Origin of the sequence: Actinomyces wuliandei (assembly GCF_004010955.1) — a bacterium.
In the GTDB taxonomy this organism is placed as follows: domain Bacteria; phylum Actinomycetota; class Actinomycetes; order Actinomycetales; family Actinomycetaceae; genus Actinomyces; species Actinomyces wuliandei.
Window position 1 is genome coordinate 345,936 of the sequence record NZ_CP025227.1, and the last position, 25,517, is coordinate 371,452.

Annotated in this window: 22 protein-coding genes and 1 riboswitch; of the genes, 15 read left to right on the top strand and 7 right to left on the bottom strand. The window is 73.0% G+C overall.

Annotated features, from left to right (window positions below):
• Positions 1 to 2 precede the first annotated feature (2 nt).
• From CWS50_RS01455 to metE, 3 genes are all read left to right on the top strand, one after another.
• Positions 3 to 1,127 carry a methylenetetrahydrofolate reductase gene (locus CWS50_RS01455; protein WP_127841369.1) on the top strand — a complete coding sequence of 375 codons (1,125 nt, stop codon included), beginning with the start codon at positions 3 to 5 and terminating at the stop codon, positions 1,125 to 1,127.
• A 202-nt stretch (positions 1,128 to 1,329) separates the two neighbouring features.
• Positions 1,330 to 1,602, top strand: coding sequence for a hypothetical protein (locus tag CWS50_RS01460; protein ID WP_127841370.1), 273 nt, complete (start codon positions 1,330 to 1,332; stop codon positions 1,600 to 1,602).
• Between the two features lie 114 nt (positions 1,603 to 1,716).
• Positions 1,717 to 1,803: riboswitch (SAM riboswitch) on the top strand.
• Positions 1,804 to 2,188: 385 nt separating this feature from the next.
• A complete protein-coding gene (gene metE / locus CWS50_RS01465; protein ID WP_127841371.1) occupies positions 2,189 to 4,570 on the top strand; it encodes a 5-methyltetrahydropteroyltriglutamate--homocysteine S-methyltransferase in 2,382 nt (793 codons plus the stop codon).
• Positions 4,571 to 4,654: 84 nt separating this feature from the next.
• Here metE and CWS50_RS01470 read toward each other — a convergent pair whose 3' ends face one another.
• A complete protein-coding gene (locus tag CWS50_RS01470) occupies positions 4,655 to 5,629 on the bottom strand; it encodes a copper homeostasis protein CutC (protein ID WP_127841372.1) in 975 nt (324 codons plus the stop codon).
• 272 nt (positions 5,630 to 5,901) lie between these two features.
• On the opposite strand from CWS50_RS01470, the gene CWS50_RS13125 reads away from it, so the two are divergent.
• From CWS50_RS13125 to CWS50_RS01485, 3 genes are all read left to right on the top strand, one after another.
• Positions 5,902 to 6,069 carry a hypothetical protein gene (locus tag CWS50_RS13125; RefSeq protein WP_206610444.1) on the top strand — a complete coding sequence of 56 codons (168 nt, stop codon included), beginning with the start codon at positions 5,902 to 5,904 and terminating at the stop codon, positions 6,067 to 6,069.
• A gap of 212 nt (positions 6,070 to 6,281) precedes the next feature.
• Entirely contained in the window at positions 6,282 to 7,640 is a 1,359-nt protein-coding gene (locus tag CWS50_RS01480; RefSeq protein ID WP_127841373.1) for a GAD-like domain-containing protein, read from the top strand.
• Positions 7,546 to 8,688, top strand: a complete 1,143-nt coding sequence (locus CWS50_RS01485) for a polymorphic toxin type 15 domain-containing protein (RefSeq protein ID WP_164860042.1) — start codon at positions 7,546 to 7,548, stop codon at positions 8,686 to 8,688. Before CWS50_RS01480 ends, CWS50_RS01485 begins: the two co-directional genes overlap by 95 nt.
• A 291-nt stretch (positions 8,689 to 8,979) precedes the next feature.
• On the opposite strand, the gene CWS50_RS01490 is transcribed toward CWS50_RS01485, so the two are convergent.
• Entirely contained in the window at positions 8,980 to 9,897 is a 918-nt protein-coding gene (locus tag CWS50_RS01490; RefSeq protein WP_127841375.1) for a cation diffusion facilitator family transporter, read from the bottom strand.
• Positions 9,898 to 10,035: 138 nt separating this feature from the next.
• The gene (locus CWS50_RS01495; protein ID WP_127841376.1) at positions 10,036 to 10,311 is read right to left on the bottom strand and encodes a YtxH domain-containing protein; all 276 of its coding nucleotides are present in this window, start codon (positions 10,309 to 10,311) and stop codon (positions 10,036 to 10,038) included.
• Between the two features lie 232 nt (positions 10,312 to 10,543).
• On the opposite strand from CWS50_RS01495, the gene CWS50_RS01500 reads away from it, so the two are divergent.
• Positions 10,544 to 11,317, top strand: coding sequence for a VIT1/CCC1 transporter family protein (locus tag CWS50_RS01500; RefSeq protein WP_127841377.1), 774 nt, complete (start codon positions 10,544 to 10,546; stop codon positions 11,315 to 11,317).
• Between the two features lie 110 nt (positions 11,318 to 11,427).
• Here CWS50_RS01500 and CWS50_RS01505 read toward each other — a convergent pair whose 3' ends face one another.
• The 4 genes from CWS50_RS01505 to CWS50_RS01520 all read right to left on the bottom strand — a co-directional run bounded on the left by CWS50_RS01505 (position 11,428) and on the right by CWS50_RS01520 (position 17,111).
• On the bottom strand, positions 11,428 to 12,552 hold the full coding sequence (locus CWS50_RS01505; protein WP_127843144.1) for an App1 family protein: 1,125 nt from the start codon (positions 12,550 to 12,552) through the stop codon (positions 11,428 to 11,430).
• Between the two features lie 16 nt (positions 12,553 to 12,568).
• Positions 12,569 to 14,068, bottom strand: coding sequence for a glycosyltransferase 87 family protein (locus CWS50_RS01510; protein ID WP_164860043.1), 1,500 nt, complete (start codon positions 14,066 to 14,068; stop codon positions 12,569 to 12,571).
• 126 nt (positions 14,069 to 14,194) lie between these two features.
• Positions 14,195 to 15,427: an MFS transporter gene (locus CWS50_RS01515; RefSeq protein ID WP_127841379.1), complete on the bottom strand. Its 1,233-nt coding sequence runs from the start codon at positions 15,425 to 15,427 to the stop codon at positions 14,195 to 14,197.
• 76 nt (positions 15,428 to 15,503) lie between these two features.
• Positions 15,504 to 17,111, bottom strand: a complete 1,608-nt coding sequence (locus CWS50_RS01520; RefSeq protein ID WP_127841380.1) for a variant leucine-rich repeat-containing protein — start codon at positions 17,109 to 17,111, stop codon at positions 15,504 to 15,506.
• Positions 17,112 to 17,319: 208 nt separating this feature from the next.
• Here CWS50_RS01520 and CWS50_RS01525 point away from each other — a divergent pair, with 208 nt between their 5' ends.
• From CWS50_RS01525 to CWS50_RS01560, 8 genes are all read left to right on the top strand, one after another.
• Positions 17,320 to 18,171, top strand: a complete 852-nt coding sequence (locus CWS50_RS01525; RefSeq protein WP_127841381.1) for a PP2C family protein-serine/threonine phosphatase — start codon at positions 17,320 to 17,322, stop codon at positions 18,169 to 18,171.
• 208 nt (positions 18,172 to 18,379) lie between these two features.
• Positions 18,380 to 19,300, top strand: coding sequence for an LmeA family phospholipid-binding protein (locus tag CWS50_RS01530; RefSeq protein WP_206610445.1), 921 nt, complete (start codon positions 18,380 to 18,382; stop codon positions 19,298 to 19,300).
• Positions 19,301 to 19,559: 259 nt separating this feature from the next.
• Positions 19,560 to 20,792 (top strand): AAA family ATPase, encoded by a 1,233-nt coding sequence (locus CWS50_RS01535; RefSeq protein WP_243118400.1) that lies wholly within the window; start codon positions 19,560 to 19,562, stop codon positions 20,790 to 20,792.
• Positions 20,793 to 20,797: 5 nt separating this feature from the next.
• The gene (locus CWS50_RS01540; RefSeq protein ID WP_127841383.1) at positions 20,798 to 21,889 is read left to right on the top strand and encodes a DUF58 domain-containing protein; all 1,092 of its coding nucleotides are present in this window, start codon (positions 20,798 to 20,800) and stop codon (positions 21,887 to 21,889) included.
• A 2-nt stretch (positions 21,890 to 21,891) separates the two neighbouring features.
• A complete protein-coding gene (locus CWS50_RS01545; RefSeq protein ID WP_127841384.1) occupies positions 21,892 to 22,413 on the top strand; it encodes an alpha-amylase in 522 nt (173 codons plus the stop codon).
• Positions 22,413 to 23,459 (top strand): vWA domain-containing protein, encoded by a 1,047-nt coding sequence (locus CWS50_RS01550; RefSeq protein WP_243118401.1) that lies wholly within the window; start codon positions 22,413 to 22,415, stop codon positions 23,457 to 23,459. Before CWS50_RS01545 ends, CWS50_RS01550 begins: the two co-directional genes overlap by 1 nt.
• On the top strand, positions 23,456 to 24,550 hold the full coding sequence (locus CWS50_RS01555; RefSeq protein ID WP_243118402.1) for a vWA domain-containing protein: 1,095 nt from the start codon (positions 23,456 to 23,458) through the stop codon (positions 24,548 to 24,550). Before CWS50_RS01550 ends, CWS50_RS01555 begins: the two co-directional genes overlap by 4 nt.
• Complete coding sequence (locus CWS50_RS01560) at positions 24,547 to 25,464, top strand: tetratricopeptide repeat protein (RefSeq protein WP_164860044.1); 918 nt, start codon at positions 24,547 to 24,549, stop codon at positions 25,462 to 25,464. The genes CWS50_RS01555 and CWS50_RS01560 overlap by 4 nt, the downstream gene beginning before the upstream one ends.
• Positions 25,465 to 25,517 lie beyond the last annotated feature (53 nt).

Genomic DNA, 25,517 nt, shown 5'->3' on the forward strand with positions numbered 1-25,517 from the left:
CCATGGACCGATTGGACCGACTGGACCAGCATGACGCAGACCGGGCTCCCGTGACCGGGCCACCCCTACCCGCAGCGGGGTCTTTCGCGCCCGAGCGGGCTGCGTCCCCAGGTGCCGTCGGTGCCGCGCCGGCCCCGGCGGGGCTGCCCTCGTTGTCCCTGGAGCTCTTCCCTCCCCGCCCCGGCGTCCACGCCTCGCAGACGTGGGGGGCGCTGGACCGGCTGCTGGGGGTGCTCCCCGACTTCGTCTCGGTCACCTACCGGCCCACCTTCGCGCCCGACCCTGACGGCGGCCCGGGGGTGCGTGCGGTGCGGGAGCACAACCCGGCTGAGGACGTCGTCACCCACGTGCTGGCCACCAGCCGGGTGCCGCTCATGGCCCACCTCACGTGCATCGGCTACCGCAGGCGCGACGTGGTGGAGATCGTGCGCCTCTTCCTGGGCCTGGGGGTGCGCCGCTTCCTGGCGCTGCGGGGCGACCCTCCGCGCGGGACCAGGGCGAGCGACGTCCCCGGTGAGCTGCGCTACGCCAGCGACCTGGTACGCGTGATCCGCGAGGTCGAGGACGAGTACTTCGGTGACGGCGCCCGGCACCTGCAGGTGGCCGTGGCCGCCTACCCCGCCTGCGAGGACCTGGGGGCTGAGGTGGAGGTCCTGGCCGCCAAGCAGGAGGCGGGTGCCGACATGGCCATCACCCAGGTCTTCTACGACGCGCAGGACTACCTGTCGCTGTCGCGCGCCGCCTCCTACAGCGGGGTGACCATGCCGGTCCTTCCCGGCATCATCCCCCTGACCGACCTGCGCCGCCTGACCCGCCTGGAGTCGCTGACCGGCGTGCGGGTCCCGGCCGACCTGAGCGCCACCCTGAGCCGGGCCGAGGGTGCCCAGGCCGTGGCGGCGGGGATCGACGCCACCCTGCGCCTGGCCACCCAGGTGCTCGACGGCGGTGCCCCCGGCGTGCACCTCTACACCTTCAACCGGACCCGGCCCGCGCTCGACGTCGTCTCCCACCTGCGCCTGGGAGGGATCTTCCGGGGGCAGGAGCCCGACCTGGAGACCCAGCACGAGGTGGACCTGGCCTACCTCAACGCCACTCCCGGCGGGGACCGGCGCCCCTCTGCCTGGTAGGGAGGGGGCTGTTGGGTGGGCAGAGCCGGGTCGTGGGGACGACCGTGGGGGACGAGACGTATATGAGCGCAGACTGTCTCCCTGTCATAGAGACGGAACCGGGGCTGCCCGTCGGGGCTGCCCGAGGTAATGATGCTGCGGTGTTACCATGGAAGGGCGGTTGGCGCTCATGTCATGTCACTGAGGTGACAAGGAGGTGCTCATGTCCTCTGTCCTCCGGGCGGCCTCGTTGGTCGTGGCCGGCCTTGTTCTCGGTGCCTGTAGTGTGTTCCTGCTGTGCGTCGGGGCCGCTCTTGTCGTCCTTGTCGCTGACGTGCCGGTGTCGGTCCCGTGGGTGTACACGGCGTGGCCTACCGAGGTGAACGGCTTGCCGGTGTTGAACTTTGTCCCCCACGTCCGGGGTGCTGCCGGGCTGTCAGTCCTTGTCGCGGCTGCCTATGTCTACTACCGGGCCCGTGCGGCGCGCTTGCACTGATCCGCCCCGTCAGCTGACCGGTCACCCCTCCACCACTGTCCACTGTCCGGACGCGGCTCCGTGGTCGGCGCGGCTGGGGTAGGGTTGCCCGGTCCAGTTAGGTCCGGTCCGGACCTTCTATCCAGAGCGGCTGAGAGACGTGGCTCGGTGACGCCGCAGCAACCCGCCCCGGCAGGGTGCTTCCGCCACGACCGATGGAGAGGCGATGCTGCTCAGGCTACCCAGCACCGACGTCCCGGGTGCGCTCGCGCCGCGAACCACGCCTGCCCCCGGTGACCGAATGCCCGGGGCGGCGAGGACCTGACGCCGCCGCGCCCGGACGCCCGGAACCAGGAGAGCAGCCCCAGCAGTGCCGAACAGTGGCAGGCAGCACTGAGACAGTGCTGCTGACCCGCCCTGAGCACTGCGCTGGTCGGCTCTGCGCACCGGCTCCCTGGAGACCGCTCCCGGCGACTCCCGGGGAGGCACACCTGCCGACGCGCTTCCCGCGCCGCCCCTGCCCCGGGCCGCTGTCCTCGTCGCCTGCCCGCTACCGGGCGCCGCCCACCGCATCCTCGTTCGTACCCCGCCCCGCAAGGAGACCCTCATGAGCGCCTCTGCTACCCAGCCCACCGCACCCGCCCCGCTGCCTGCGGCTACTGTCCTCGGCTACCCACGCATCGGCCCCGACCGCGAGCTCAAGCGCGCCGTGGAGTCCTACTGGAAGGGGACTGCCACCGCTGCGGACCTGCGTGAGGCCACCGCCAGCCTGCGCCAGGCCACCCGCACCCGCCTGGCCGCCCTGGGCCTGGACGCCCCCTCCGCCGTCCCGGCCGACTCCACCCTCTACGACCAGGTCCTCGACGTCACCGCCGCCCTGGGTGCGGTCCCCGCCCGCTTCCGCGACCTGCGCGACGAGCACGGCGGCCTGGACCTGGACGGCTACTTCACACTGGCTCGTGGGGAGGGAGACCGACCCGCCCTGGAGATGACCAAGTGGCTGGACTCCAACTACCACTACCTGGTCCCCGAGATCGACCAGGACACCCCCATTCGCTATGTCGGCTCGGCTGCCGCTGGCACGACCGGCCTCGCCGACCAGGTGCGTGAGGCCGTGGCCGCAGGCACCCTCCCGCGCCCGGTCGTCGTCGGCCCGGTCACCTACCTGCTGCTGGCCAAGCCCAGTGACGACGCCGCCCCCGGCTTCACCCCCCTGGACCGCCTGGGCGACGTCATCGACGCCTACGGCCACCTCCTCATGGACCTGTACGAGGCTGGCGCCCAGTGGGTCCAGCTCGACGAGCCCGCCCTGGCCAGCGACTCCTGGGCCGTGGAGCGCACCCGGGTGCTGGAGGCCGTTCGTGACGCCTACACCTGGCTGGGGGCGGTCGTGGAGCGGCCCCGCCTGCTGGTGGCGGGCTCCTACGGCTCCCTGGGCGAGGCCCTGCCCGTCCTGGGAGCCACGCCCGTGGACGCAGTCGGCCTGGACCTGGTGGCCGGGGACCTGCCAGCGCCAGCGGACCTGGCGGCCCTGGAGGGGAAGGCTGTGGCGGCCGGGGTGGTCTCCGGGCGCAACATCTGGCGCACTGACCTGGACGCCGCCCTGACCACCCTGGAGCGGCTGCGTGACGCCCTGCCCCCGGGCACGCCGGTGACTGTGACCACTTCCACCTCGCTGCTGCACGTGCCTCACGACGTCGAGCGGGAGACCTCCCTTGACCCGGAGATCCGTTCCTGGCTGGCCTTCGCCGACCAGAAGGTGGGTGAGGTGCAGGTGCTTGCCCGGGGGCTGGCACAGGGGCGTGAGGCGGTGGCCGCCGAGCTGGCCGAGGACGCCCGTCTGCGGGCTGAGCGTGCCGCCCACCCGGGGGTCAGTCGGCCGGAGGTCCGTCAGGCGGTGGCTGCGGTCACCGAGGCGGACCGCACCCGCGCCCCCTACGCCGAGCGTCAGGTAGCCCAGCAGGCGCGTCTGGGCCTGCCCGTCCTGCCCACGACCACTATCGGCTCCTTCCCCCAGACCTCCCAGATCCGCCGGGCGCGTGCCGCCTACCGGCGCGGCGAGCTCGACCAGGCCGCCTACGAGGAGGCGATGCGCGCCGAGATCGCCTCGGTAGTGCGTCTCCAGGAGGAGATCGGCCTGGACGTCCTGGTCCACGGCGAGGCCGAGCGCAACGACATGGTCCAGTACTTCGCCGAGCTCCTGGACGGTTTTGCCACCACCGAGCACGGGTGGGTCCAGTCCTACGGGTCGCGCTGCACCCGTCCCTCCGTCCTGTGGGGTGACGTGGTGCGCCCCGCGCCGATGACGGTGGCCTGGTCCTCCTACGCGCAGTCGCTGACCGAGCGGCCGCTCAAGGGCATGCTCACCGGCCCGGTGACCATCATGGCCTGGTCCTTCGTGCGCGACGACGTGCCGCGTTCCCAGGTGGCCGACCAGCTCGGCCTGGCCCTGCGCGCCGAGGTAGCCGACCTGGAGGCGGCCGGGATCGGGGTCGTTCAGGTCGACGAGCCGGCCATCCGCGAGACCCTGCCCCTGCGCCGCGCCGACCGGGAGGAGTACCTGGCCTGGTCGGTGGGGTCCTTCCGCCTGGCCACCGGCGGGGCCGCCCCGGCCACCCAGGTCCACACCCACCTGTGCTACTCGGAGTTCGACGTCGTCATCGACGCCGTGGACCACCTGGACGCCGACGTCACCTCCATCGAGGCCTCGCGCTCGCGCATGGACATCCTGCCTGCGGTGGCCCAGCACGGGTTTGAGCGCCAGCTGGGGCCGGGGGTGTGGGACATCCACTCCCCGCGCGTGCCCAGCACCCAGGAGTGCGTCGAGCTGTTGGAGCGTGCGGTGGCGGCCCTGGGGGCGCAGCGGCTGTGGGCCAACCCGGACTGCGGGCTCAAGACGCGCGGCTACGAGGAGGTGCAGGCCTCCCTGCGCAACCTGGTCCAGGCGGCCGCGCAGGTGCGGGCGGCAGAGCAGGCGGAGGGCTCCTGAGGCAGGAGGGACCGTCTGGGCGGTCTCAGGGGTGTGGGGTCGTCCCCCGTCCCGGGGCGGGCGACCCCACCTGCGGGCCCCGGCTCACGCGCGCGGCGGCAGGGTGACGGCCCGGGCCGCCTCCACGGCGCGGCGTACCATCTCCTGGTCGGTACGCTGCGGCTCGCCCGGGCCGACCCCTTTGCAGGGGCAGCGCATGTGCACCTCGCGCACGCCGGTTGCCGCTACCAGGGACGCAAGGCCTTCCGGGCCTACGCCCACCCCGCCTGTGGCCGCGATGACGGTGGGGCCGCCGGTGGACACCAGCCCGGCGATCATGGCGGCAGCCTCTTCCCGGGACTCCGACTCCTTTCGGGATTTCGACTCATCCCGGGGCGCCGAGGCACCAGCGGTGAGGACGTAGTCCACGCCCAGGCCGCCCAGGTCGCCGTAGGCCTCCACCGTGTCCCGGCACTGGTCGAAGGCGCGGTGGAAGGTGACGGGGGCGCCGTCAGCCATGGACACGAGCAGCCGCACCAGCCCACGGTCCACGGCGCCGTCGTCGGTGAGCGCCCCGACGACGAAGCCCAGCTCGACGGCGGGGGGCAGGTGCGTGCCCGCGCCCGCCACCACCTGGGGCCGGGTGAACTCCCCCATCTCCCGCGCCAGGGCGGCGATACGCCGCACGTCAGCGATCATGGCCCGTCCCTCGTCGGAGTTGTAGACGTAGGGGCCTCCGCGCGGCCTGATGAGGACGCGCAGCCCGAAGGGCGCCGACTGGGCCGTCTGTGCCCAGTGCGCTCCCAGGCGCGTGCGGCGCTCCTCGACCTGCTCCGCTGCGGCGAAGATGGCTGCCTCCACGGTGCCGATCGACGGCGTGGTGCCGGAGGCGGTGAGGTTCTCCCCGAGTTCTGCCCGGTCGGCCCCGACTCTTGCGGAGATGCGAACTCCCTCCACGTCCTCCACGCAGGTCTCCAGGACCAGGTGGCCCGGTCGGCGCCAGAAGGGGGGAGATGACGGTCGTCGTGCCGGGTGCTGGCGCAGTGACGGCGCCGACCTGGAGAGCCGCGTTGCATTCATAGGGTTGAGTCTGACATGTAACGAAGAATAAAGAAACTGGGGCGCCGGGTGGTGTTGGCCGTGGACTGTGGTCGTGAGCTGGGGGACGTGCGACGTCGCCGCTCTGGGGCCAGGCCTCGTGTCTGCCACGCCTCCTGCCTACCACGCCTCCTGTGCCGGTTTGCGAGTCTGGGGTACGCCAGCCGAGCGCCGGGGCCTCGCACAACGTACCCCGGGCTCGCAAACCGGGGAGGACAGGGCTGCACGCCACGCCTGAGTGGGTGGACTCGGCGATGGACGCGGAGCTAGAGGACTTCTCCGCCGCCGCGCAGGTCGCCGTCGCCATCGCCGCAGGCGGCCCGGGCACCGGCGGCAGCGCCGGGACAGGCGGCGGTCCGGGCGGGGGTGGTGGCCCCGGCGGCCCTGGTGGTACCGGTCCCGCCCCGGGAGCAGGGTCCTGATGCCCGGGCGCTGGCGGGGCCGGCCCCGCTGGCTCGGGCGCGGGCGCCCCACGGCCCCCGCCGCTGGTCCCGCAGGCGGCGGCGTGCCCGGTGGGTCGGCCCCCGGCTGCGGGGGCGGGGCTTCTGGGGGCGCCGCTGTCTTGGGGGTGCCTGGGGTGGGGCTTGGGTCTGGGGGTTGTGGCGGTGGTGTGGTGGGGGTTACGGTTTGGTTTATGCGGATGAGCGAGGAGGAGTGGTACCAGGGGTGGCTGCACGCGACCCCGGAGTGGGTGGACGCACGTATGGAGGAGGCGCTGAGGCTGCGGGGGTGGTCGCCGATGGGTGTGGGTGCCCCGGCCACGGAGGAGCACGTGGGCTACTTTGGTGGGGTGCTGCCTGCCTCGGTGCTGCACCTGTGGGAGAGGTTCGGCTTCGATGGTTTCGGGCAGGGGCGGTGGTGGTTCACCGACCCCTTCCAGTGGGCGCCGGTGGTGGAGGCCTGGCTGGAGGGCACCCCTGTGCCGTTCCCCAGCCAGCGGTGGTGGTGCCTGGCCCGCTCCGCGACAGGGACCATGAGGCTGTGGGGGGAGGTCTCCGGACCCGCCCTGACCCTCACACCCACCCTGGGGCGGGTCCGCCCCTACGCGGGCCACGCCAGGGACATGGCCGACCCGGTGATGCGTGAGCGCAAGGGCGCCACCACCCTGGTCTCGGCGTCGGAGGACATCTTTGATGACGACGACACCGGGGTTCTGGTGGCTGACTGGGCCATCGAGAACCTGGGGGTGCTGGGGGCCGGGCAGGTCTACGGGCTGACCCCGGCCTACTGCCTCACCGGGTGGGCCAGCACCAGCCAGGTCGGCATCGAGGACGCCACCGCGCACCTCACTTTTCTGGCCCAGGCCCAGGAGCACACCCTGGTGGAGGACTTCTCCGCCGCCACGGCCGAGGTCGCCGCCAGCATCGCCGCAGGTGCTGGCCCCAGCCGGGGCAACGGAGCCACCGGCGGCAGCGGCAGCGACGAGGGGGCGGGCGGCCCGGGCGGTGCTGGTGGCCCCGGCGGGCCGGGGGTGGGGTCGTGGGGGCCGGGCGCTGGCGGGGCCGGCCCCGCTGGCTCGGGCGCGGGCGCCCACCCACCCCCACCACCGCCACTGCTGGTCCCGCAGGCCGCGGCGGTGTGCCCGGTGGTGGCGCTGCCCCCGGCCACGGCGGCGGGGGTGGCCCGGCCCCCGACCACAGCGGTGGTGGTGGTCAGGTCCCTGGCCGCGGCGGTGGCGGGGGCGCGGGTACCGCCTTGGTGGCGTCTGGCATGTTCACCCCGGGCCGCGCGGGCGGGAGGGGGTGCTGGTGTGGGAGGGGGCCGTGGCTGCCCCGGCCAGCCCGCTGGGGTGGCACTCGCGGGTGCCGGTGGAGGTGTTCTTCCACACCGGCCACCACCACTCCACCCAGGAGCTGGCCAGGGAGTTCACCCGCCAGCTCGACCGACAGCTCTCCGCCTTGTCCCTGCTCAGCGCGCAGCGCCTGCTGGAGGGCATCCGCGCCTACAGGGCACAGGGACGCCAACCCACCTCCACCAGCACCCGCAACGATAAAAAACTCTTCATGGACAAGGTCGTGGGCGACCTGGTGCACGTGCACCACCTCTCCCGGGAGGACGCGCGCGCCAGGACGGCTGAGGTGGACCGGGCGCTGGTGGTGCTCCACGAGTCCGACCAGGTCACCTACGGCCCCTCCCAGCCCGCCACCACCACCGAGGGGTGGCCCTCCCTGGGCCACGGGGTGGTCAGCTCCTCCATCGGCGGCCAGGGCAGGCCCGTGGCCACGGTCCTGGAGCAGGCCGCCCTGGCCGTCCCAGCCGACCAGAGGGCGCACGTGCGCCTCCTCCTGCGCGCGGTGCTCACCGCCTCCCCGGCCCTGGCCCAGGACCTGCGCCACGGCCAGGCGCACCTGGAGCCCAGAACCAGCGAGCAGGTGAGTGCCACCAGCCCCCGGGGGCCACCCTGGACCCCCGCCCACGTCGCCGCCACCATCGCCGCAGGCCACCCACCCTGGCACCCACCACCCGCCCGGGCACAGGAGCCCGTGCTCTCGGCCACGACCCGGCCCGGGGCCGGGCAGCCGGGACCAGGCCAGCCCACCACCAGCCAGCCGCCCCAGCCGGGCACCACCCACACAGGCGCCACCACGCCCGGGCCACCCCACACGGGCACCACCACGCCCGGGCCGGGCCACAAGACCACCCGCGAGGAGGTCCTGGCCAACATCAAGGCCCGCGTCCAGCAGATGAGCCAGGACACTCGCGCCCAGCAGCCCTCCCAGCCCCGGGCCGCACGCGAGGCACCCACCGGGACCGACCTCTCCCGCACCGCCCGCCTGCGCGAGGCCACCCACCCACCCACCACCGCCGCACGCGTACCACCAGCACAGCCCCAGGCAGACAGGCCGCCCCAGGCAGGCACCACCCGGACAGGCCCCACCACAGACAGACCGTCCCGGACGGGCCAGCCGCCCCGGCCCCTGACCCGCGAGGAGGTCCTGGCCAGGATCACCACCCAAGCCACCCAGACGACCCAGCAGCCCCCCACCCCACGCCAGACCCCCACCAGAAACCGGAAGCACAACCGAGGCCTAGGCCGCTAGGCCCGCACGGCCGCACGCGCCCCACAGGCCGCAGACCGCACGAGCCAGGACAGAGAACACCGGCAGCCTGCGAGCCTCAGGCCGTCAATGACATGCGAGCCCGGGGCACGCCAGCCGAGCGCCGGGGACTCGCACGGCGTACCCCGACCTCGCAAACCGGGGGAAACCGGGGGAGAGGCCACCTGCGGGCACCGAGGAAGACCACCTCACAAACCACGAGGGACCGGCTGGGAGTCGGCAACCAGGACCCGGCACCGGGCGCTGTCCGCGAGCGCTGCTCGCGAGCCGGCCCTAGACGTCGGCGACGTCCTCGTAGGACTTGGGGTCCTCAATGGGCTCCAGGTGCGCGGAGACCCGCAGGATGGGGTCGGCCGCGACGAGGTCGTCAATGAGCCGCTCGGTGAGGTCGTGGCCCTGCTTGACGTTCCAGGCTGCGGGGACCAGCACGTGCAGGTCCATGAAGCGCCGTGAGCCCGCCTCGCGCACCCGCACCGCGTGGAAGTCGATGGTGCCTGGCTGACGGTAGCGCTCCAGCACGCCGTCCACCCTCGCCAGTGTCTGTGCGGACGGGGCCGCGTCCATGAGCCCGGCCACCGACTCCCTGACCAGGGCGAGCCCGGTGCGCATGATGTTGAGACCCGCCAGCAGGGCCACGACGGCGTCGAGGACCGGGACGCGGAAGACAGCGACCAGGCCCACCCCGAGCAGGACAGCCGCCGAGGTGGTGACGTCGGTGGCCAGGTGCCTGGCGTCGGCGACCAGGGCCGCAGAGCGCTCCTGACGGCCCTTGCGGTACAGGACCCAGGCCACGACCCCGTTGACGAGGGAGGCTACGACGGAGACCACCAGCCCCGTCCCCAGCTGATCGGGCATGCGGGGGGAGACCAGCCGCTCCACCGCGGAGACGACGATGAGGGTGGAGGCGGCGAAGACCATGACGCCCTCGACAGCGGCTGAGAAGTACTCGGCCTTGGAGTGGCCGAACTGGTGGTCGTCGTCGGCCGGGCGGATCGCGATCCGCAGGACGACGAGCGTGGTGACGGCGGCGACAAGGTTGACCACGGACTCCGCCGCGTCGGAGAGCAGACCCACGGACCCGGTCAGCCAGGCGGCCGCACCCTTGAGGGTGATGGTCGTGACTGCGGCGCCAACCGACAGCCAGGCGTAGGGGCTGAGGTCCTTTGGCGGGGCGTAGCGAGGTGGGCGCACGCTGCGATCCTCCCGGCTGACGCACACCGACCGCAACCAGGATTTCGGGAAGCCGTAAGCAGCCTGGACAGCACCTCCCGGTGGTGGTTGCGTTGACGCCGTCCTGGGTCGGCTGGGCGCGCTTGGGTACGTGGGTCCCTAGGTGGCTGACGGCGTGGAGGAGGGGCCTGCTGAGGAGGGGCCGAAGAGCCTGTCCTTGACGGCGTCGGCCATCTTGTCCGTCACGGCCTCACCCTGGGCTCGGACCGCCTGGCTGACCCGGGCGGAGGCGGTGTCGATCCGCTGGCGGACGAAGGGCTGCTCGGCCACCCGGGCCGCTGTGGCCTTGATGCGCTCGTACTGGGCGCGTCCCGCCCGTGCCCCCAGGACGTAGCCGACGCCCAGTCCGATAGCGAAGGGGATCTTTGTGGCCATGCGTGCCTCCTGGGCTCGTTGTGGCTGGACAGGTGCCGATGGCCGCCTGTGTCCGCCGGGGGCGGGCCAGCCGCTCGGCTGGGTGGGCGCCTCCTGTGCGCCCTGCCCCAGCCTACCGCGTTGCACCCGCTCCCACCGGGTGCCCGGCAGTGCCAGACGAGGGCAGCCGAGCCTTTGTAAGGTAAGTTTACCTTTGCTATACAAGGCGACTTATCATTTCTACCATAGTGCTATGAGGGTTTCTGAGACTGTGGCGCCCGGCGGGCGCAGCGAGCACGCCGAGCACGACCTGGAGGGCACACCCACGTCGAACCAGGTGTCGCAGGCCTCGCAGCTGGCCTCGCGCCTCAACTGGCTGCGTGCCGGGGTGCTGGGGGCCAATGACGGCATCGTGTCGGTGGCCGGGCTCGTCGTCGGGGTCGCCGCCGCCAACCCGGGCGCGACCCGGGTGATCCTCACGGCGGCGGTCGCCGGTGTCCTGGCTGGTGCGGTCTCCATGGCGGCCGGGGAGTACGTGTCGGTATCGACTCAGGCCGACACCGAGCGGGCCGAGGTCAGCCGGATCCGGGCTGGGCTGGCCCGCGACCCTGGTTCGGGCCTGGCTGACCTGGCCTCCCGCTACCAGGACAGGGGGTTGAGCGCGGCCACGGCCCTCCAGGTAGCCCGCGAGCTGACCGCCCACGACGCCGTCGCCGCCCACCTGGAAGCGGGCCCGGGTCTGCGGGAGGACGACTACACCAGCCCCTGGGCTGCGGCGGTGGCCTCGGCGCTGGCCTTCGTCCTGGGAGCTGCCCTCCCGGTGCTGGCAATCCTGGTGGTCCCGCCCCCGCTCGACGTGCCGCTCACCGTGGTGGCAGTGCTGGTGGGCCTGGCGCTGACCGGCTGGGTCTCTGCCCTGCTGGGGCACGCCTCGGCGGGACGTGCCGTGGTGCGGGTCGTGGCTGGTGGGGCGCTGGCCATGGGGGTGACCTGGGGGATCGGCAGCCTCGTCGGCACAGTGGTGTGAGTCCTCCCGGCACCTGTGGCCGTGGGCCGACCGTCCAGTCGACCGTCCACGCCACGTGCCTCCTGCTGCGACCGGGCACCTCCCTGGGCGCTGTGCCGGGAGCGTCTGCCTCAGCACCCGCTCACCAGCTCGGGAGGCAGCCGCCTGGCCAGGTCATAGCCGTCGGCTCCCACGACGACCGGGACGTCAGCCTCCGCGAGGGTGGGCGACTCGGGGTTGATCCCCATCTGGGGGACAGCCAGGCCGCCAGCCAGCACCTGCTGTGCCGGGGTCAGCCTCCTGATAGCCACGGCCCGGACGCGGTCGGAGTGGTGCCGGGCCGCCTCGCCGTAGATGAGGGGGTCGTGCTGGCCGTCGTCGCCGACCAGCAGCCAGGACACCTCCGGCAGGTCGATCATGAGGCGGCGCAGCTCGGTGCGCTTGTGCTCGATGCCTGAGCGGAACCACCCGGTGTTGGTGGGTCCCCAGTCCGTCATGAGCTTGGGCCCGTCGGGGAAGCCGTGGCGCTGGAAGAAGGAGCGCAGCGTGGGCAGCACGTTCCACGCGCCGGTGGACAGGTACATCACCGGTGTGCCCGGGTGACTGGCCTGGATCCGGGTGTAGAGCTCGGCCATCCCGGGGACGGGCTCGCGTGAGGAGGTGTACTTCACCAGCTGGTTCCACGCGGCCACCAGGACGCGGGGCACGTGGCTGACCATGGCCGTGTCGTCGATGTCGGAGACGATCCCCAGCCGGGGACCGGGCGGGACGACGAGCACCCGGGCGTGGACCGTCCCGGCTCCCGCCGCGTCGATCTCGACCGTGTGCCAGCCCGGCTCCAGGTCGTGGCCGCGCACGACGACGTCGACGTAGCCGCTGCGGTCCGCCCGGGTGCGCACGCTGGTCGCCCCGGCGTGCACCGTGACCGGCAGGTAGGGGACGGGGGCGTCGATAAACAGGCGCCACCCGCGCTGGGCCTCCATGAGGCGGGTGACGGCCATGTCACGGGCCTGGGCCGCAGTGGTAGGCAGTGTCTCAGGCAGGGAGCTGAGCAGCGGCCCCTCGCTGGGTGCGTCCTTGGGGCGCATGACCATCCGGGCCAGGACCCGCACCATGGGGGTTCCTGCCGAGCCCGAGGTAGTGCCGTAGCCGTCGTAGGGGATGACGCGGGGGCGCCATCCCCGGCGTCTGAGCACGGGGATCAGGTCGCGGTGGAACTGGTCCTCGACGGCGCGGGGGACAGCGGAGAAAGGCACAGGCACAGGTGGCATCCTAGGGGCAGACTGATTCTCCTGACTCCCGGGGGAAGATCTTCCTGTCGGTGCCGCTGCGTCGGAGGCTCAGCACCCGACCAGAGGCGACCCACAGGGCGGCGCCGCTTCCCAGCGCCCACCAGGTGTAGCTCGATCCCACCAGCTTGGCCCAGGCGGGCCAGTCCTGCTCCACGTGGTTCTGCTCGGGGAACCACCAGTGCGCCGCCAGGAAGAACACGACGGCTCCCGCGACGGCTGCGGTCGCCAGGCCCGGGGAGCGCCACCGGCGGGCTGCGGCTGCCAGCACCATGAGCGCCGGCAGCGCCCACACCCAGTGGTGCGACCAGGAGATCGGGGAGACAATCAGCCCCAGCACCATGACCACGCTCAGCTGGAGGGTCACGACCAGGCTCCGGGTCGGTGCCCACGTCGGCAGCGCGCTGCTCCTCATGATGGTCGGCGTGGCCGTCGGTATGGCCGTCGGCGTGGATGGTGCTGTGGCTGTCGGCGCCGCTGGCGCCAGGGCGTCCAGGCGGCGGCACAGCATCCAGGCGCCCAGGACCGCCAGGGCCGCGCCCAGCGCCCAGGCGGGGCTCCACAACGACTCGGGCAGCGACCGGGCGACAGCACCCTGGATGTTCTGGTTGCCGGAGAAGTCGCGGAACCCGGCCCGGCCGGTGTCCCACATGGCCCAGGTGAAGAAGTCCCAGGTCTCCCCGGGGCTGGCCAGGCCCGCCAGCAGGGTCGTCCCGGCTGCGGAGGCCACCATGGTCATGGCGGCTCGCCACTGCCTGCCCGCCAGGAAGACCAGGACGGCCACCGCCGGGGTCAGCTTGACCGCTGCAGCCAGCCCGCTGAGCGCCCCGCGCCAGCGCGACCCCTCTGGCAGGACCAGCACGTCCACGGCGACCAGCGCCATGAGCACGGCGTTGACCTGTCCGTACTCCATGGTCTTGGGGAAGGGCTCCAGGACCATGAGTGCCAGGAGCCCCAGCCACGGGGCCAGGCTGCGCGCCTCCCGGGCAGACAGGGGGTGCGGGAGCCGCGCGTCACCCGGTGGGCTGGCTCCCGGCGCCCGGGAGGGTGGGCGGGACGGGGGAGAGGAGGGTGGTCCTCCCGACGGTGGCCGGTCCCGGAGGGCGTGCAGGACGGCCCAGGCGGTCACTGCGGCGCACGCGGGCGTCGCGGCCACGAGCAGGGCGGTGGCCCACTCGTAGGTGAGGCCGGTCAGCGCGACGAGGAGCCACGCGGCCAGGGGGGTGTAGGTGAAGGGCCACAGCTGCTGGTCGGGGTTGGCGTACCAGCGGTAGAGGTCGCCGCCGTCCTGCCACTGCTCGACGGCGGCGTAGTAGACGTAGGAGTCCAGCTTGAAGACCCACGAGCCCGCGTCGGTCAGGGAGACGTAGGCGGCGACCAGGAGGGCCAGCCGTCCCAGCTCCTCGGTCAGGGGCGATCCGAGGACCCGGTGACGGACCTGGCGGAGGACCCGCACGGTCGCTGGCTCTGCCGCAGGTGCCACCGCCTGCCTCCTTCTACGCACCCGGGGAGTCTAGGGCATCAGTCCCCCTGGCCTGCGGGGCGGGCAGGGCGTGGCCTTTGCGGCCCTCCTGTCACGACCCCTCTGTCACTACCCCTCCAGGGTGCACTACCTCTCCAGGGTGCTGCGGGTACGTGCTCCTCGCAGCACCCTGGTGCCCGCCGCTGCGGCTGCCACGGCAACCCAGGCGCAGGCCGCCATGACCAGGTAGCCGCCGCGTGACCCTGCCGCGTCGATGACGCTGCCGGCCAGCAGGGCCCCCAGGGAGACGCCGATGTTGAGCGCGGTGCTGACCCAGGCCAGGCCCTCGGTCAGCTGGGAGGGGGCCACTGTCACCTGGATGATGTTGTTGCCGTTGACGACTGTGGGGGCGATAGCCGTGCCGGTGAGGACCATGAGCACGCTCAGGACGATGAGGTTGGGCGCCAGGGCGAAGGTGGAGGAGCCCACGGCCAGCGTGACCACCCCCAGGAGGAGGCGGGTCCGCAGCGGCCAGCCCCAGGAGCGGGCACCGTAGGCGAGAGCGGCGGTCAGGGAGCCCACGCCCCAGGCGGCCAGGATGACCCCCGAGGCGGAGGCGTGCCCCTGCTCGGTGGCGAAGGCGACGGCTGCCACGTCGTTGGCGCCGAACATCGCTCCGGACAGCAGGAAGACGGCGACGACCACGATGACGGCCCCGTGGCGCAGCACGCTGTGGTGCGCGGCGGCTCCTGGAGCCGCCGCGCGTCCCGACCGGCCGTGGGCGGCGGGCTCGGTGGCGCGCTGGGACAGGAACCACGTCCCGCCGCCGACCTGCAGGACCAGGGCGGCCAGCCACCCCGAGGTCACCGGCAGGACGGGGGCGGTGCACAGGGCGGTGGCCAGGACCGGCCCGATGATGAAGGTGACCTCGTCCAGGGCAGCCTCCAGGGAGAAGGCGGTGTGGGTCTCCTGGGGGGTGCGCAGGAGGCTAGTCCACCGGGCTCGCACCAGGGACCCCATGGATCCGGCGAGGGCGCCGGCCAGGACGGCCAGGAGGACCAGGACGGCCAGAGGAGCCTGTGCCCAGGTGGCTGCGGCCAGCCCGACCAGTCCGGCTGCTGAGCCGAGGACGGCGGGCAGCATGACCCGTGACTGCCCGTAGACGTCCACCAGCCGGGCCAGCAGCGGCGAGCCCAGGGCCACGGCCACGATGTTCGCCGCGCTGACGAGGCCCGCAGCGGTGTAGGAGCCGTAGACGTCCTGGACGGCCAGGATGGTGGAGATCCCCGTCATGGACACGGGGAAGCGGGCTACCAGGCCTGCGGCGGAGAAGGCTGCGGCACCTGGGTAGGTGAGGATCCTGGAGTAGGAGGTGGTCATGAGGTCACTGCTGAGGTCGCTGCTGTGGTTGGGAAGGGGCACCTCCCGGGGGCCGGCCCGAGTGGGTGGTGGGTGGTCAGCGCTGGGTGGTCTCGGAAGAGGCCCGCGACAGGGTGAAGCCCTGGCCTGTCACCTGGCTCCAGCACTCGATGCCCTCCTCGGAGGAGGTGCAGGCAAAGGTGTCGTTCTTCGCCGAGGCGCCGTACTGGAGGCTGGCGCCTGTGCTGGCGAAGTCCTCCTCGCAGGAGCCGCTGGCCCCGCCTTCGACACCGACGGAGGCGGTGAACGGCTCGCTGGAGCCGCTGCAGGAGGAGTCCTCACCCACGAAGTCGTGGTCGTTGATCGTGCAGGACACGGAGTCCTCCCCCAGTGAGCAGCTGATGTTCCCGCTGGGCGTGGTGAAGACGCTCATCTCCAGGGCGTCGTCAGGGGCGGGGGCGCTCAGGTCCAGGGAGGGCGTGGCACTGGGGGTGGGGGAGGCTGAGGGCGTCGCGCTCGGGGAGGCCGAGGGCGCGGCCTGGGTGGCCTGCTGTGCCGCGACGGTGGGCTGTGAGCCCTGGGCGTTGGTGGGGGACTCGTCCTCCCCACCGGTCAGGACCCAGGTCATGACGAAGACCAGCAGGGCCGCGACGACGGTGGCGAGGATCCACAGGAAGCGTCCAGAGGGGCTGTCGGAGGCGGTCTCCTCGGCCTCTGCCGTCCCCACGCCGAAGACCGTCGCCTCCGCCGCCTTGGTGCCCGGCGTACCTCCCGGGCGGGCGGAGGTCGTGGCGTGGCCGACTGCGGCCGCCGCCCGCCTGGGCTGCCGGGGCGGGGTGGGCTGGTAGGACTGTCCGGGCTGGCCGACAGCAGCCGGGGCGCCGGTCCCCGGGGCCGCGGGGTGGGCGGATGACGCGGCGACCGCCTGCGTGGGCGCCTCGGCCCCGGGTTGGGTGGGGACGTGGGCCAAGGGGGCGGCGGGCACGGGAGAGGCGGGTGAGTACGCGGGTGCCGGCTGCTGGCCGGCCGGATATGGTGACGGCTGCTGCGGTGAGGCGGTGGAGAAGGCCGAGGTCTGGGAGACAGCCGGGGAGACCTGGTAAGGCGAGCGCGGCACTGGCTGCGGCCGGGTGGCCTGGGGGTCGGAGGGTGGCTGGGAGGGGATGGCCTGGGTGGCCTGGAGGCCAGGGTCGGGGGAGGCCGCAGGACCTGAGGCCTGGGCCGGGGCGCCGGGGAGGACCCCGCTGCTGGGAGCGCCTGAAGGACTGCCCTGACCTCCTGCCACCCCCGTGCTCCCCACGGTGCGGGCGATGGTGTGGCCAGCGGGACCCCCCGCTGTGACGGGGGACGTCGCAGCGGGGGACGCGGAAGACACGGAAGACACGGAAGACGCTGCCTCGGTGGGGCCTGCAGCGCGAGAGGCGGACCCGGTGGGGGCGGCCTGGGGGCTGGGGCTCTGAGGCAGCACCTGCGTGGAGGCGGTCACGGCCCCGCCCGCCATCCCGCTGGCACGGGCGGCGAGGGCGGCGTCGACGGCGGGGTCGTCCAGTGTGCCCAGCCATTCCAGCAGCGCGGGGTAGGTCCGCGGGTTGGCCGCGATGTGGGGACGCAGGTCGGGATAGTTCTGCGCCAGCTGGTGCAGGGTCTCCAGAGGTGCGTTGGGGTCTTGCGCGCGAGCGGTCAGCTCGTCCTTGGCCTGAGGCATCCTGGGTCCTTCGCTGGTTCGGGGTACGGGGCGTACCGGGCTGCCTGGTGCGGCGCGCGCCGGGAAGCGACGTCCTGGGGCGGTGAGGGAGCGCTGCGCTGGGGCGGCTCCCCGGTATTGTCGCACCCGGACCGTTATACGGTGACCTAAGGAGCGCCCCGGCGCAAGACCTCACCCTCTGTGATCTCACCTCTGAGAAAGGGAGCTGATGGCTGATCCCAGCGATCCCAACCGTGCCGTCCCGGCCTGGGCCGCCGGAGTCGTGGCTGGTGCGGCGAGCGACGTCGGGCGGCTGCGTGTCGTCAACGAGGACGGCTACCTGGCAGTCAGCCCCGCCTTCGTGGTCGTGGACGGCATGGGAGGTCACGCCGCCGGGAGGGCCGCCACCCAGGCGGCCCTGGGGGCGCTGTACCGCCTGGCGGGCAGGAGGGTCACCGGTGTCGACGAGGTCCTGCGGGCCGTGTCCGCCGCCCAGGAGGCGATCGTGGCCATTCCCTCCCACGCGGCCTTCCTGCCCGGGGCCACGGTGGCGGGGGCGGTGCTGGCCGACCTGGAGGAGCCTCCTGCCGGGCAGGGCGCCCCGGGCGGCCGGACTCACCTGCCGGAGCCCGTGGGCACGGGCAGGCCTGCGGGAGCGGTCGCGCGCCTGACCTGGATCGTCTTCAACATCGGGGACGCCCGTACCTACCTGCTGCGCGGCGGCGTGCTCACCCAGCTGACCCGGGACCACTCACAGGTCCAGGACCTCATCGACAGCGGCTACCTCACCCCGGAGGATGCCCGCGTGGACCCCCGGCGCAACATCGTCACGCGGGCACTGGGCGGGGGCATCGCCGACTCCGCCGTCCCCGACCTGCGCACGGTCCCCGTGGAGACGGGGGACCGCCTCCTGGTCTGCTCCGACGGGCTGAGCGACGAGCTGGACGACGACTCCCTGGCCGTGGTCCTCACGGCGGGCTTCCCCCCGCAGCGCACGGCGGACCTGCTGGTCGCCGCCTCCCTGGAGGAGGGCGGGCACGACAACAGCACCGCAGTGGTCGTCGATGTCGTTGGTCGTTGATGTCGTTGGTCGTTGATGCCGTTGGCGCCGTCGACGCCGACCGTGCCTCTGGAGCCTCTGGTGCTACCGGTGCCGCAGCCGCAGGCTCTTGACGGGAGGTGCCCGGGAGGACAAGGATTCCGCCCGGGTCCCGCTGCCCGCCCGGGCGCGCGGACCACGACGGGCCGCAGGACGCCGCGCGGCCCGGGGTAGTGGCAGCAGCTTGACGGTGAGGGAGCGTACGCACGTGGTAGCAGCAGGGCTAGGCCCCCAGCACGGTGACGTGACCGGGGCGGTGGGCGGCGGCCCCACCAGGGACCGTCCTCGTGCCGGTCGGCGTCGTCGGTGGCCCGTCGTCCTCCTTGTGCTGCTCCTCGCCCTGGGGGGTGCCGGGGTCGCTGGTGAGTACTACGCCCGGGACCGGGTGGAGACCGAGGTGCGTGGCGCGCTTCCAGGCCTGAGCCAGGACGCCAAGGTCTCCACGGAGGGGATCGTGCTGCTCCAGGCCGCACAGATGTCGCTGAGGAGCCTGGACGTCACGGCCTCCAGCCTGACCCTGGAGGGTAGCGGGGCCTCTGGGGCTGGGGGGCGTGACGGTGGGGACCAGAGTGAGGACCTCAGCCTGGCTGACCTGAGCGTCTCGATGAGGCAGGTCGGGCTGCACGACCCCGTCACGGCTGCCAGCGTCGACATCTCGGCCACAGTCCCCTGGGAGCAGGTGGGTGCCGCGATGGAGGAGGCCTCCTTCGGTGACACCTTCTCGGACCTCCTCGCGGGCACTTCCTCAGGCGTCGACGTTACTGTGACCGCGGACCAGGTCGGTACCTCGGCCCAGGACCCGGGCTCCGCCACAGCCAGCGCCTCGGTGCTGGGACAGGAGGTGGAGATCGGGCTCGTCCCCGCCGTCGGTGAGGACGGCGGTCTGGTGCTTGATGTCACCTCGGTCTCCGTGGGCGGCTCCCAGGAGGAGACGGACACTGGTCTGGGGGCGGTCGGTGGCCTGGCTGCCTCCCTGGCCCTGGAGGGGACCCAGGTCGAGGTCCCGGCCGAGCTCCTGCCTGGCGGGCTGGGCCTGTCGGAGGCGAGCGTGGTCCCTGAGGGGCTGCGCGTCCGGCTTGAGGGCGAGGACGTGGCGCTGTCACAGATGTGACCGGGCGCAGTGACGTGACCGGGCGCAGTCGCGTGGGGAAGCGCACGTGGGGTGTCGCACTGTACCCGGCAGTGTCGGGGTGCCCTGCCGTGTGGCACGCTGGGGGCGCCCTGCCTGGGTGGCGGCTCCTGCCTGCCGCGTGCGGCGGGGCCTGGCCCTGCGGGCGCTCACGCGCTGCGGGACCCGCAGGTGCCGGTCGCGGGGCCTGCGGCAGCACGCGACCGAGCAACCGAGCACACGCCGAGCACACAGGAGAGCCATGAGCACGCAGCCTGACCAGGCAGGTCCCGCGGACCTGCGGCGGGGCTACCCGGCCCAGCGCCAGCCGACGGCCGGTACCGGCGGTACGGCAGGCACGGCGTCTGTGGCCGCCCCGGGCCAGGCCTCACCCAGGCCCCCGGCGGCTGTGGGGTATCCTGTCGGCCCTGCCCCCACTCAGGGGGTCGGGGCCACAGGCCCGCATGCCCGCTCCCGGGTGCGCCAGCAGGCGGGCAGCTCCTCCCGCTCCCAGGGGGCTACGGAGGCTGACATCCAGCGTGCCGGGACGCTGCTGGACCGTGTCGCCCGGATCTTCTCCCAGCGCGTCGTCGGGCAGGACCAGCTGCGCACCGTCCTGGTCACCACCCTGGTCTCGGGCGGGCACGTGCTGCTGGAGTCCGTGCCCGGCCTGGCCAAGACCACGGCCGCCCAGACCCTGGCCTCAGCGGTGTCCGGCTCCTTCCGGCGCATCCAGTGCACCCCCGACCTCATGCCCAACGACATCGTGGGCACCCAGATCCTCAACTACGCCACCGGGGAGATGACCACCCAGCTGGGGCCGGTCCACGCCAACATCGTCCTGCTGGACGAGATCAACCGCTCCAGCGCCAAGACGCAGTCGGCGATGCTGGAGGCCATGCAGGAGCGGCAGACCTCCATCGGCGGCGTTGTCTACCCCCTTCCGCAGCCCTTCATGGTGCTGGCCACGCAGAACCCCATCGAGGAGGAGGGCACCTACGTCCTGCCCGAGGCCCAGATGGACCGCTTCCTCATGAAGGAGGTCCTGACCTACCCGCGTCCCACCGAGGAGGTCGACGTCCTCGACCGGATCAGCGACGGCTCCTTCGACAGGCCGGCTGTCGAGGCCCCGATCTCCACCGACGACGTCGAGTGGCTCCAGGCCACGGCGGAGCGCGTCTACGTGGACCCGGTCATCAAGCAGTACATCGTCGCCCTGGTCAACACCTCCCGCGGGGGCGGCCCCCGCCCGGTGACCGGCCTGGACGCCCAGGTGCGGGTGGGTGCCTCGCCGCGCGGAGGCATCGCACTCATGAAGGTCGCCCAGGCGATCGCCCTGCAGGAGGGACGCGGCTACGTCATCCCCGACGACGTGCGCCTGCTGCGTCATGCCGTGCTGCGCCACCGCCTGGTGCTGACCTACGACGCCCTGGCGGACGCGGTGGCGCCCGAGTCGCTCATCGACGCGATCTTCGCAGCCGTCCCCACACCGTGAGCCCCATGACGAGCGTGCAGCAGGAGCAGCAGGAGACGAGCCCCCAGCAGGACCCGGGGCCTGCGCCGCCCTCCCCCCGGCCCGGCTCCGCCCGCCAGGGGGGCCGGGCGCAGCGTCTGCGCGCCGCCCTGTCCCTGCCGACCCTGCGGCGGGCCACGGGGATGCTCGACGGACGGCACAAGTCGGTGTTCCTCGGGCACGGGCAGGACTTTGACGACATGTCCTTCTACCGCCCCGGCGACGACGTCTCCGACATCGACTGGAAGTCCTCGGCGCGGGTCGGCTACCCGGTCATCAAGCGCTACCAGCGGGAGTCCTCCGTGCCGCTGGTGCTGGCGGTGGACACCGGGCGGACCATGGCTGCCCAGACCCCTCACGGGGACGACAAGCGCGACCTGGTCCTGGGGGTCGCGGAGGTCTTCTCCTACCTGGCCCGCATGAGAGGCGACCCGGTGGGCCTGGTCGCGGGCGACTCCAGGCGCATGGTCTCGCGCCCGGCGCGCTCGGGCGCCAAGCACGCGCAGACGCTGCTGGCCGTCCTGTCCCGGGCGCTGTGGTCCCTGGACGCCCAGCAGGACACCGGGCGGGATGCGGGGAGGACGAAGGACGTCACGGCGTGGGGCTCCTCCCGTCCACGGTCTTTTCCGGGGACGCCGGGCCTGGCGGCTGACGCCCCGGCCTCCAGCCTGCCGGTGGTCCTGGAGCGGGTCTCCCGCTGGCACCGGCGCCGCAGCCTGGTGGTGCTTGTCACCGACACCGCCCACCCCGGTGAGGACTGCGCGGTCTGGCTGCGCCGCCTTCCCGCCCAGCACGAGCTGGTGGTGGTCCAGGTCGCGGACGACGACCCGCTGCGCGAGGGGGCCGGGAGGGCGCACGACGTCGACTCGGTGGCCGAGCTTCCCGCCTTCCTGCGCTCGGACCCCCGCGTGGCCGCCGAGGTCGGCCAGGCTGCTCTGGCCCGCCGCCAGGCCGTGGCCTCCCTGCTGGAGCGGCGCCACATCGAGTCGGGCGTGGTGGACTGCGGGCAGACCCTCATCGAGTCGGTGGCCGAGCTGCTCATGCGGGAGCGGGCGGCCGTGGCCCGGGGGAGGAGGTAGTCGTGGAGGCTGTGCCCCCCGTCCTCATGCCGGCGTGGGTGGCGCTGGTCGCGGCACTGGGTGCCGCAGCCCTCGCCATCTGGCTGCTGCGCACCTTCCTGGTCACGCGCCGCGACCTGTCCCTGGAGGTCGGGGACATCCCCATGGCTGCCGACGAGCGGCAGCGCTGGGGCGACCAGCTGACGACGATCACCTCCCGCTGGGAGGCCGGGGACCTGGACCTGCGTGGGCTGCACCTGGAGCTGGCGTCCCTGGTGCGCGGCTTCGCCCAGGCCCGCTCCGGGCAGGAGGTGACCACGGCGACGGTCACCGAGATCCTGGACATGGCTGACACGAGCGGTCCCCGCCCCGTCATGGACAGGCTGCGGCGTGCCCGCCGGGAGGGACGGCCCGTGGACACCAACCCCCTGGGCTACGTGGGCGAGCTCCTGGCGGTGTGGGAGCAGCCCTCCTTCGACCGGGAGCCTGAGGCGGCCGCCCAGGAGGCCATCGACAGGGCGGGGTGGGTGGTCTCCCAGTGGTGATGCCGTGGCTGTTCTGGCTGCTGCTCGGCGTGGCGGTGGCCGTGGTGGTGCTGGCGACGGTCAGGCCGGGCAGGGCCGGCCGCCGCAGGGAGGCGGAGCCGCCGCGACGGGTGGCTAACTCCGCAGGCATGTTCCTCCTGCCCCGGGTCCGCTCCCGCGTGCGCCAGCAGCGCTGGCTCCACGCCGGGGCGGGGCTGCTGGTCCTGGTCGCGCTCCTGGCCGCAGCGGGGGTGTCGGCCCGTCCGGTCTCCGAGGTGGAGCGCTCTGACCGTCTGGCCAACCGCGACATCGTCCTGTGCCTGGACGTGTCCACCTCAATGATCACCATCGACGCCTCGGTGCTGGAGACCTTCTCCGGGCTGCTGGACTCCTTCGACGGGGAGCGTGTCGCCCTGGTGGCCTGGAACTCCACGGCCCAGACGATCGTGCCGCTCACTGACGACTACGAGCTGCTGGGCCGCCAGATGGAGGACCTGGCCGACGTGCTGGACATCGACCCGGCCAGCCCCACCTCCCGGCAGGTCGCCGCCTACGAGGACGCGCTCAGCGGCACCATGAGCTACTCGGTGGAGGGCTCCTCCCTGGCTGGCGACGGCCTGGCCTCGTGCGCCATGGCTTTTGACAACCAGGGGATGGAGCGCTCCCGCTCGGTCATCCTCGCCACCGATAACCTCATCATCGACCCCGACGGGGAGCAGATCTACAGCCTGGCTGACTCTGTCCAGGTCCTGGGGGAGCGCTCTATCCGGCTGTTCTCCGTCTACGGGACCGACCCGGACCAGTACGACCTGTGGGTCACCGAGAAGACCCCTGAGGAGGCGCGCCAGGAGCTGAAGACGCTGACGCAGGACGGCGGCGGGCGCTTCTACGACGTCGAGGACTCCGGAACCGGGGGCGACATCGTCCGGCAGCTGGAGGAGACCCAGGTCGCCGAGCTGGGCGGGGGCGTGGAGACGCGTCGTACCGACACCCCCGAGCACCTGGCTGCCGCCCTGGGCGTGGCCGTGGTAGCCGTCCTGGGCCTGGCGGCGTGGAGGCGGCTGTGACCCTTCTGCCGATGCTTCCCTGGCCCGTCCTCGCCCTGGCGGTGGTCCTGGTCGTGCTCCTGCTGTGGCTGGCGCGCGCCCGGCTGGACGGCGCCCGCGCCGAGCCTGCCGCCTACCGCTCCTGGTGGAGGCGGGTGGTGCTGGCCTGCCTGGTGGTCCTCATCCTGGTCGGCCCGGCGGTGCGCAGCACGGAGTCCGTCAGCGTGTCCAACGTGGAGGTCTACCTGCTGGTGGACCGTACAGGCTCCATGGCGGCAGAGGACTGGGCGGGACCGGCCCCCGATGGTGTCACCAACCCCACTGCCACCCGCCTGGACGGCGTCCGGGCCGACCTGACCGCTGTGCGCGAGGCCCACCCCTCCGCCCGCTACTCGATCCTGGCCCTGGACTCCGCCGCCGCCGTCGAGCTTCCGCTGAGCAACGACGTGGACGCGGTAGACGCCTGGGTGGGGTCGCTGACCCAGGAGGTCACCGACCGCTCCACCGGGTCCTCCCTGGACACCGCCCTGCCGCTGCTGGGCCAGACCCTGTCGCGCTCCTACGAGGAGGACCCTGAGGCGGTCCGCCTGGTCTACGTCCTGTCCGACGGTGAGGACACCGACGGCGGGCAGGGTGCCCAGGAGGCGGCTGACGGCGGGTGGACCTGGCAGTCCCTGGCCGGGGCGGTGGACGGTGGGGCCGTCCTGGGCTATGGGACCGCCGAGGGCGGCCCCATGCGCTCCTACGACGGTACTGCCGCGACGGGCGAGCACACCGACGCGGACTACATCACGGAGGACGACGGTGGCCAGCCCGCTGTCTCGGTGATTGACGAGGAGCGGCTGGAGTCCGTGGCGACCTCCCTCGGGGTGGACTACCTCCACCGGACCGGGGGCACCCAGGACGACCCGACGCAGGCCTTTACCGACATTGACCTGGAGGCGGTCGTGTCCGACGGCCAGGCCTCGGGCCGGGCCAGGCGCTACGTGGTGTGGCCGCTGGCCCTGGCCGCCAGCCTCCTGCTCATGTGGGAGGCTGCCGACCTGGTGCGCGCCGACCGTCGGCTGCGTGCCCTGAGCGCGGGGAGGACCGCGGGGAGGACAGGGACGTGAGGATCCGACGGAGGGCGGAGGCGCCCGGTCCCGGCAGGCAGGACGGGCAGCAGCAGGAGGGGCCGGAGAACCCGGCGCGTCGCGCGGCCCGCCTGCACCGCCGTCGGCGGCTGCTGCTGGTCGGGGCGCTGCCCGCCGCCGCCCTGGTCGTGCTGACGCTGTGGTGCCTGGCCGTGTTCGGACTCACGCTGGCAGCCGGGCGGGCCTACACGGACGGGGACTACGAGACGGCTACCTCCCGCTACCGCCAGGTGGCTGCGCTCAACCCCTGGCTGGAGCAGTGGCGCGTGCACTACAACATCGGTACCGCCCTGTACTCCGCCGGGGACCTCGCGGGTGCCCAGGGGCTCCTGGAGACGGCCCTGGAGGAGGTGCCGCAGGAGGAGGCCACCGATCCTGAGACCGGGTACAAGCCTGCCGACTCCCCGGAGTGCCGGGTGCGCTACAACCTCGTCCTCACCCACCTAGCGCTGGCCGCCCAGGCCCGGGAGGAGGGCGGGAGACAGGCCTCCGAGGACCACGTGGACGCTGCGGCCCAGGCTGCCGGGCAGTGCGAGGTGCCCTCGCCGCAGTCCGCTGACGACCCCAGCCAGGACCCCAGCGCCTCCCCGTCCGGCACCGCCTCCGGGGACCCGGGGACGCCGGAGCCGCAGGAGCAGTCTTCCTCCGGGGGCTCCGGGGCGACCCCGTCCTCGGAGCCAGGCTCCTCCTCCACTCCCACACCTTCCGAGGAGGCCTCTCCGCAGACCTCCTCCTCGGCAGGGCCCTCCCAGGAGGCCTCGGTGAGCCCCTCGGTGGCCCCTGACGACGAGCGGGAGCAGCGCCTGCGCAACCGCAACGAGGGCTCCCCTGAGGGAGGCGGCACCGTCGTGCCCGGGGACGACCAGGACGGCTCCGACTACCGTCCCTGGTAGGTCTTGACAGGTCTGGAGGCTGGTGGCCTGGCGGGTGCTGCCAGGCGCTGGCA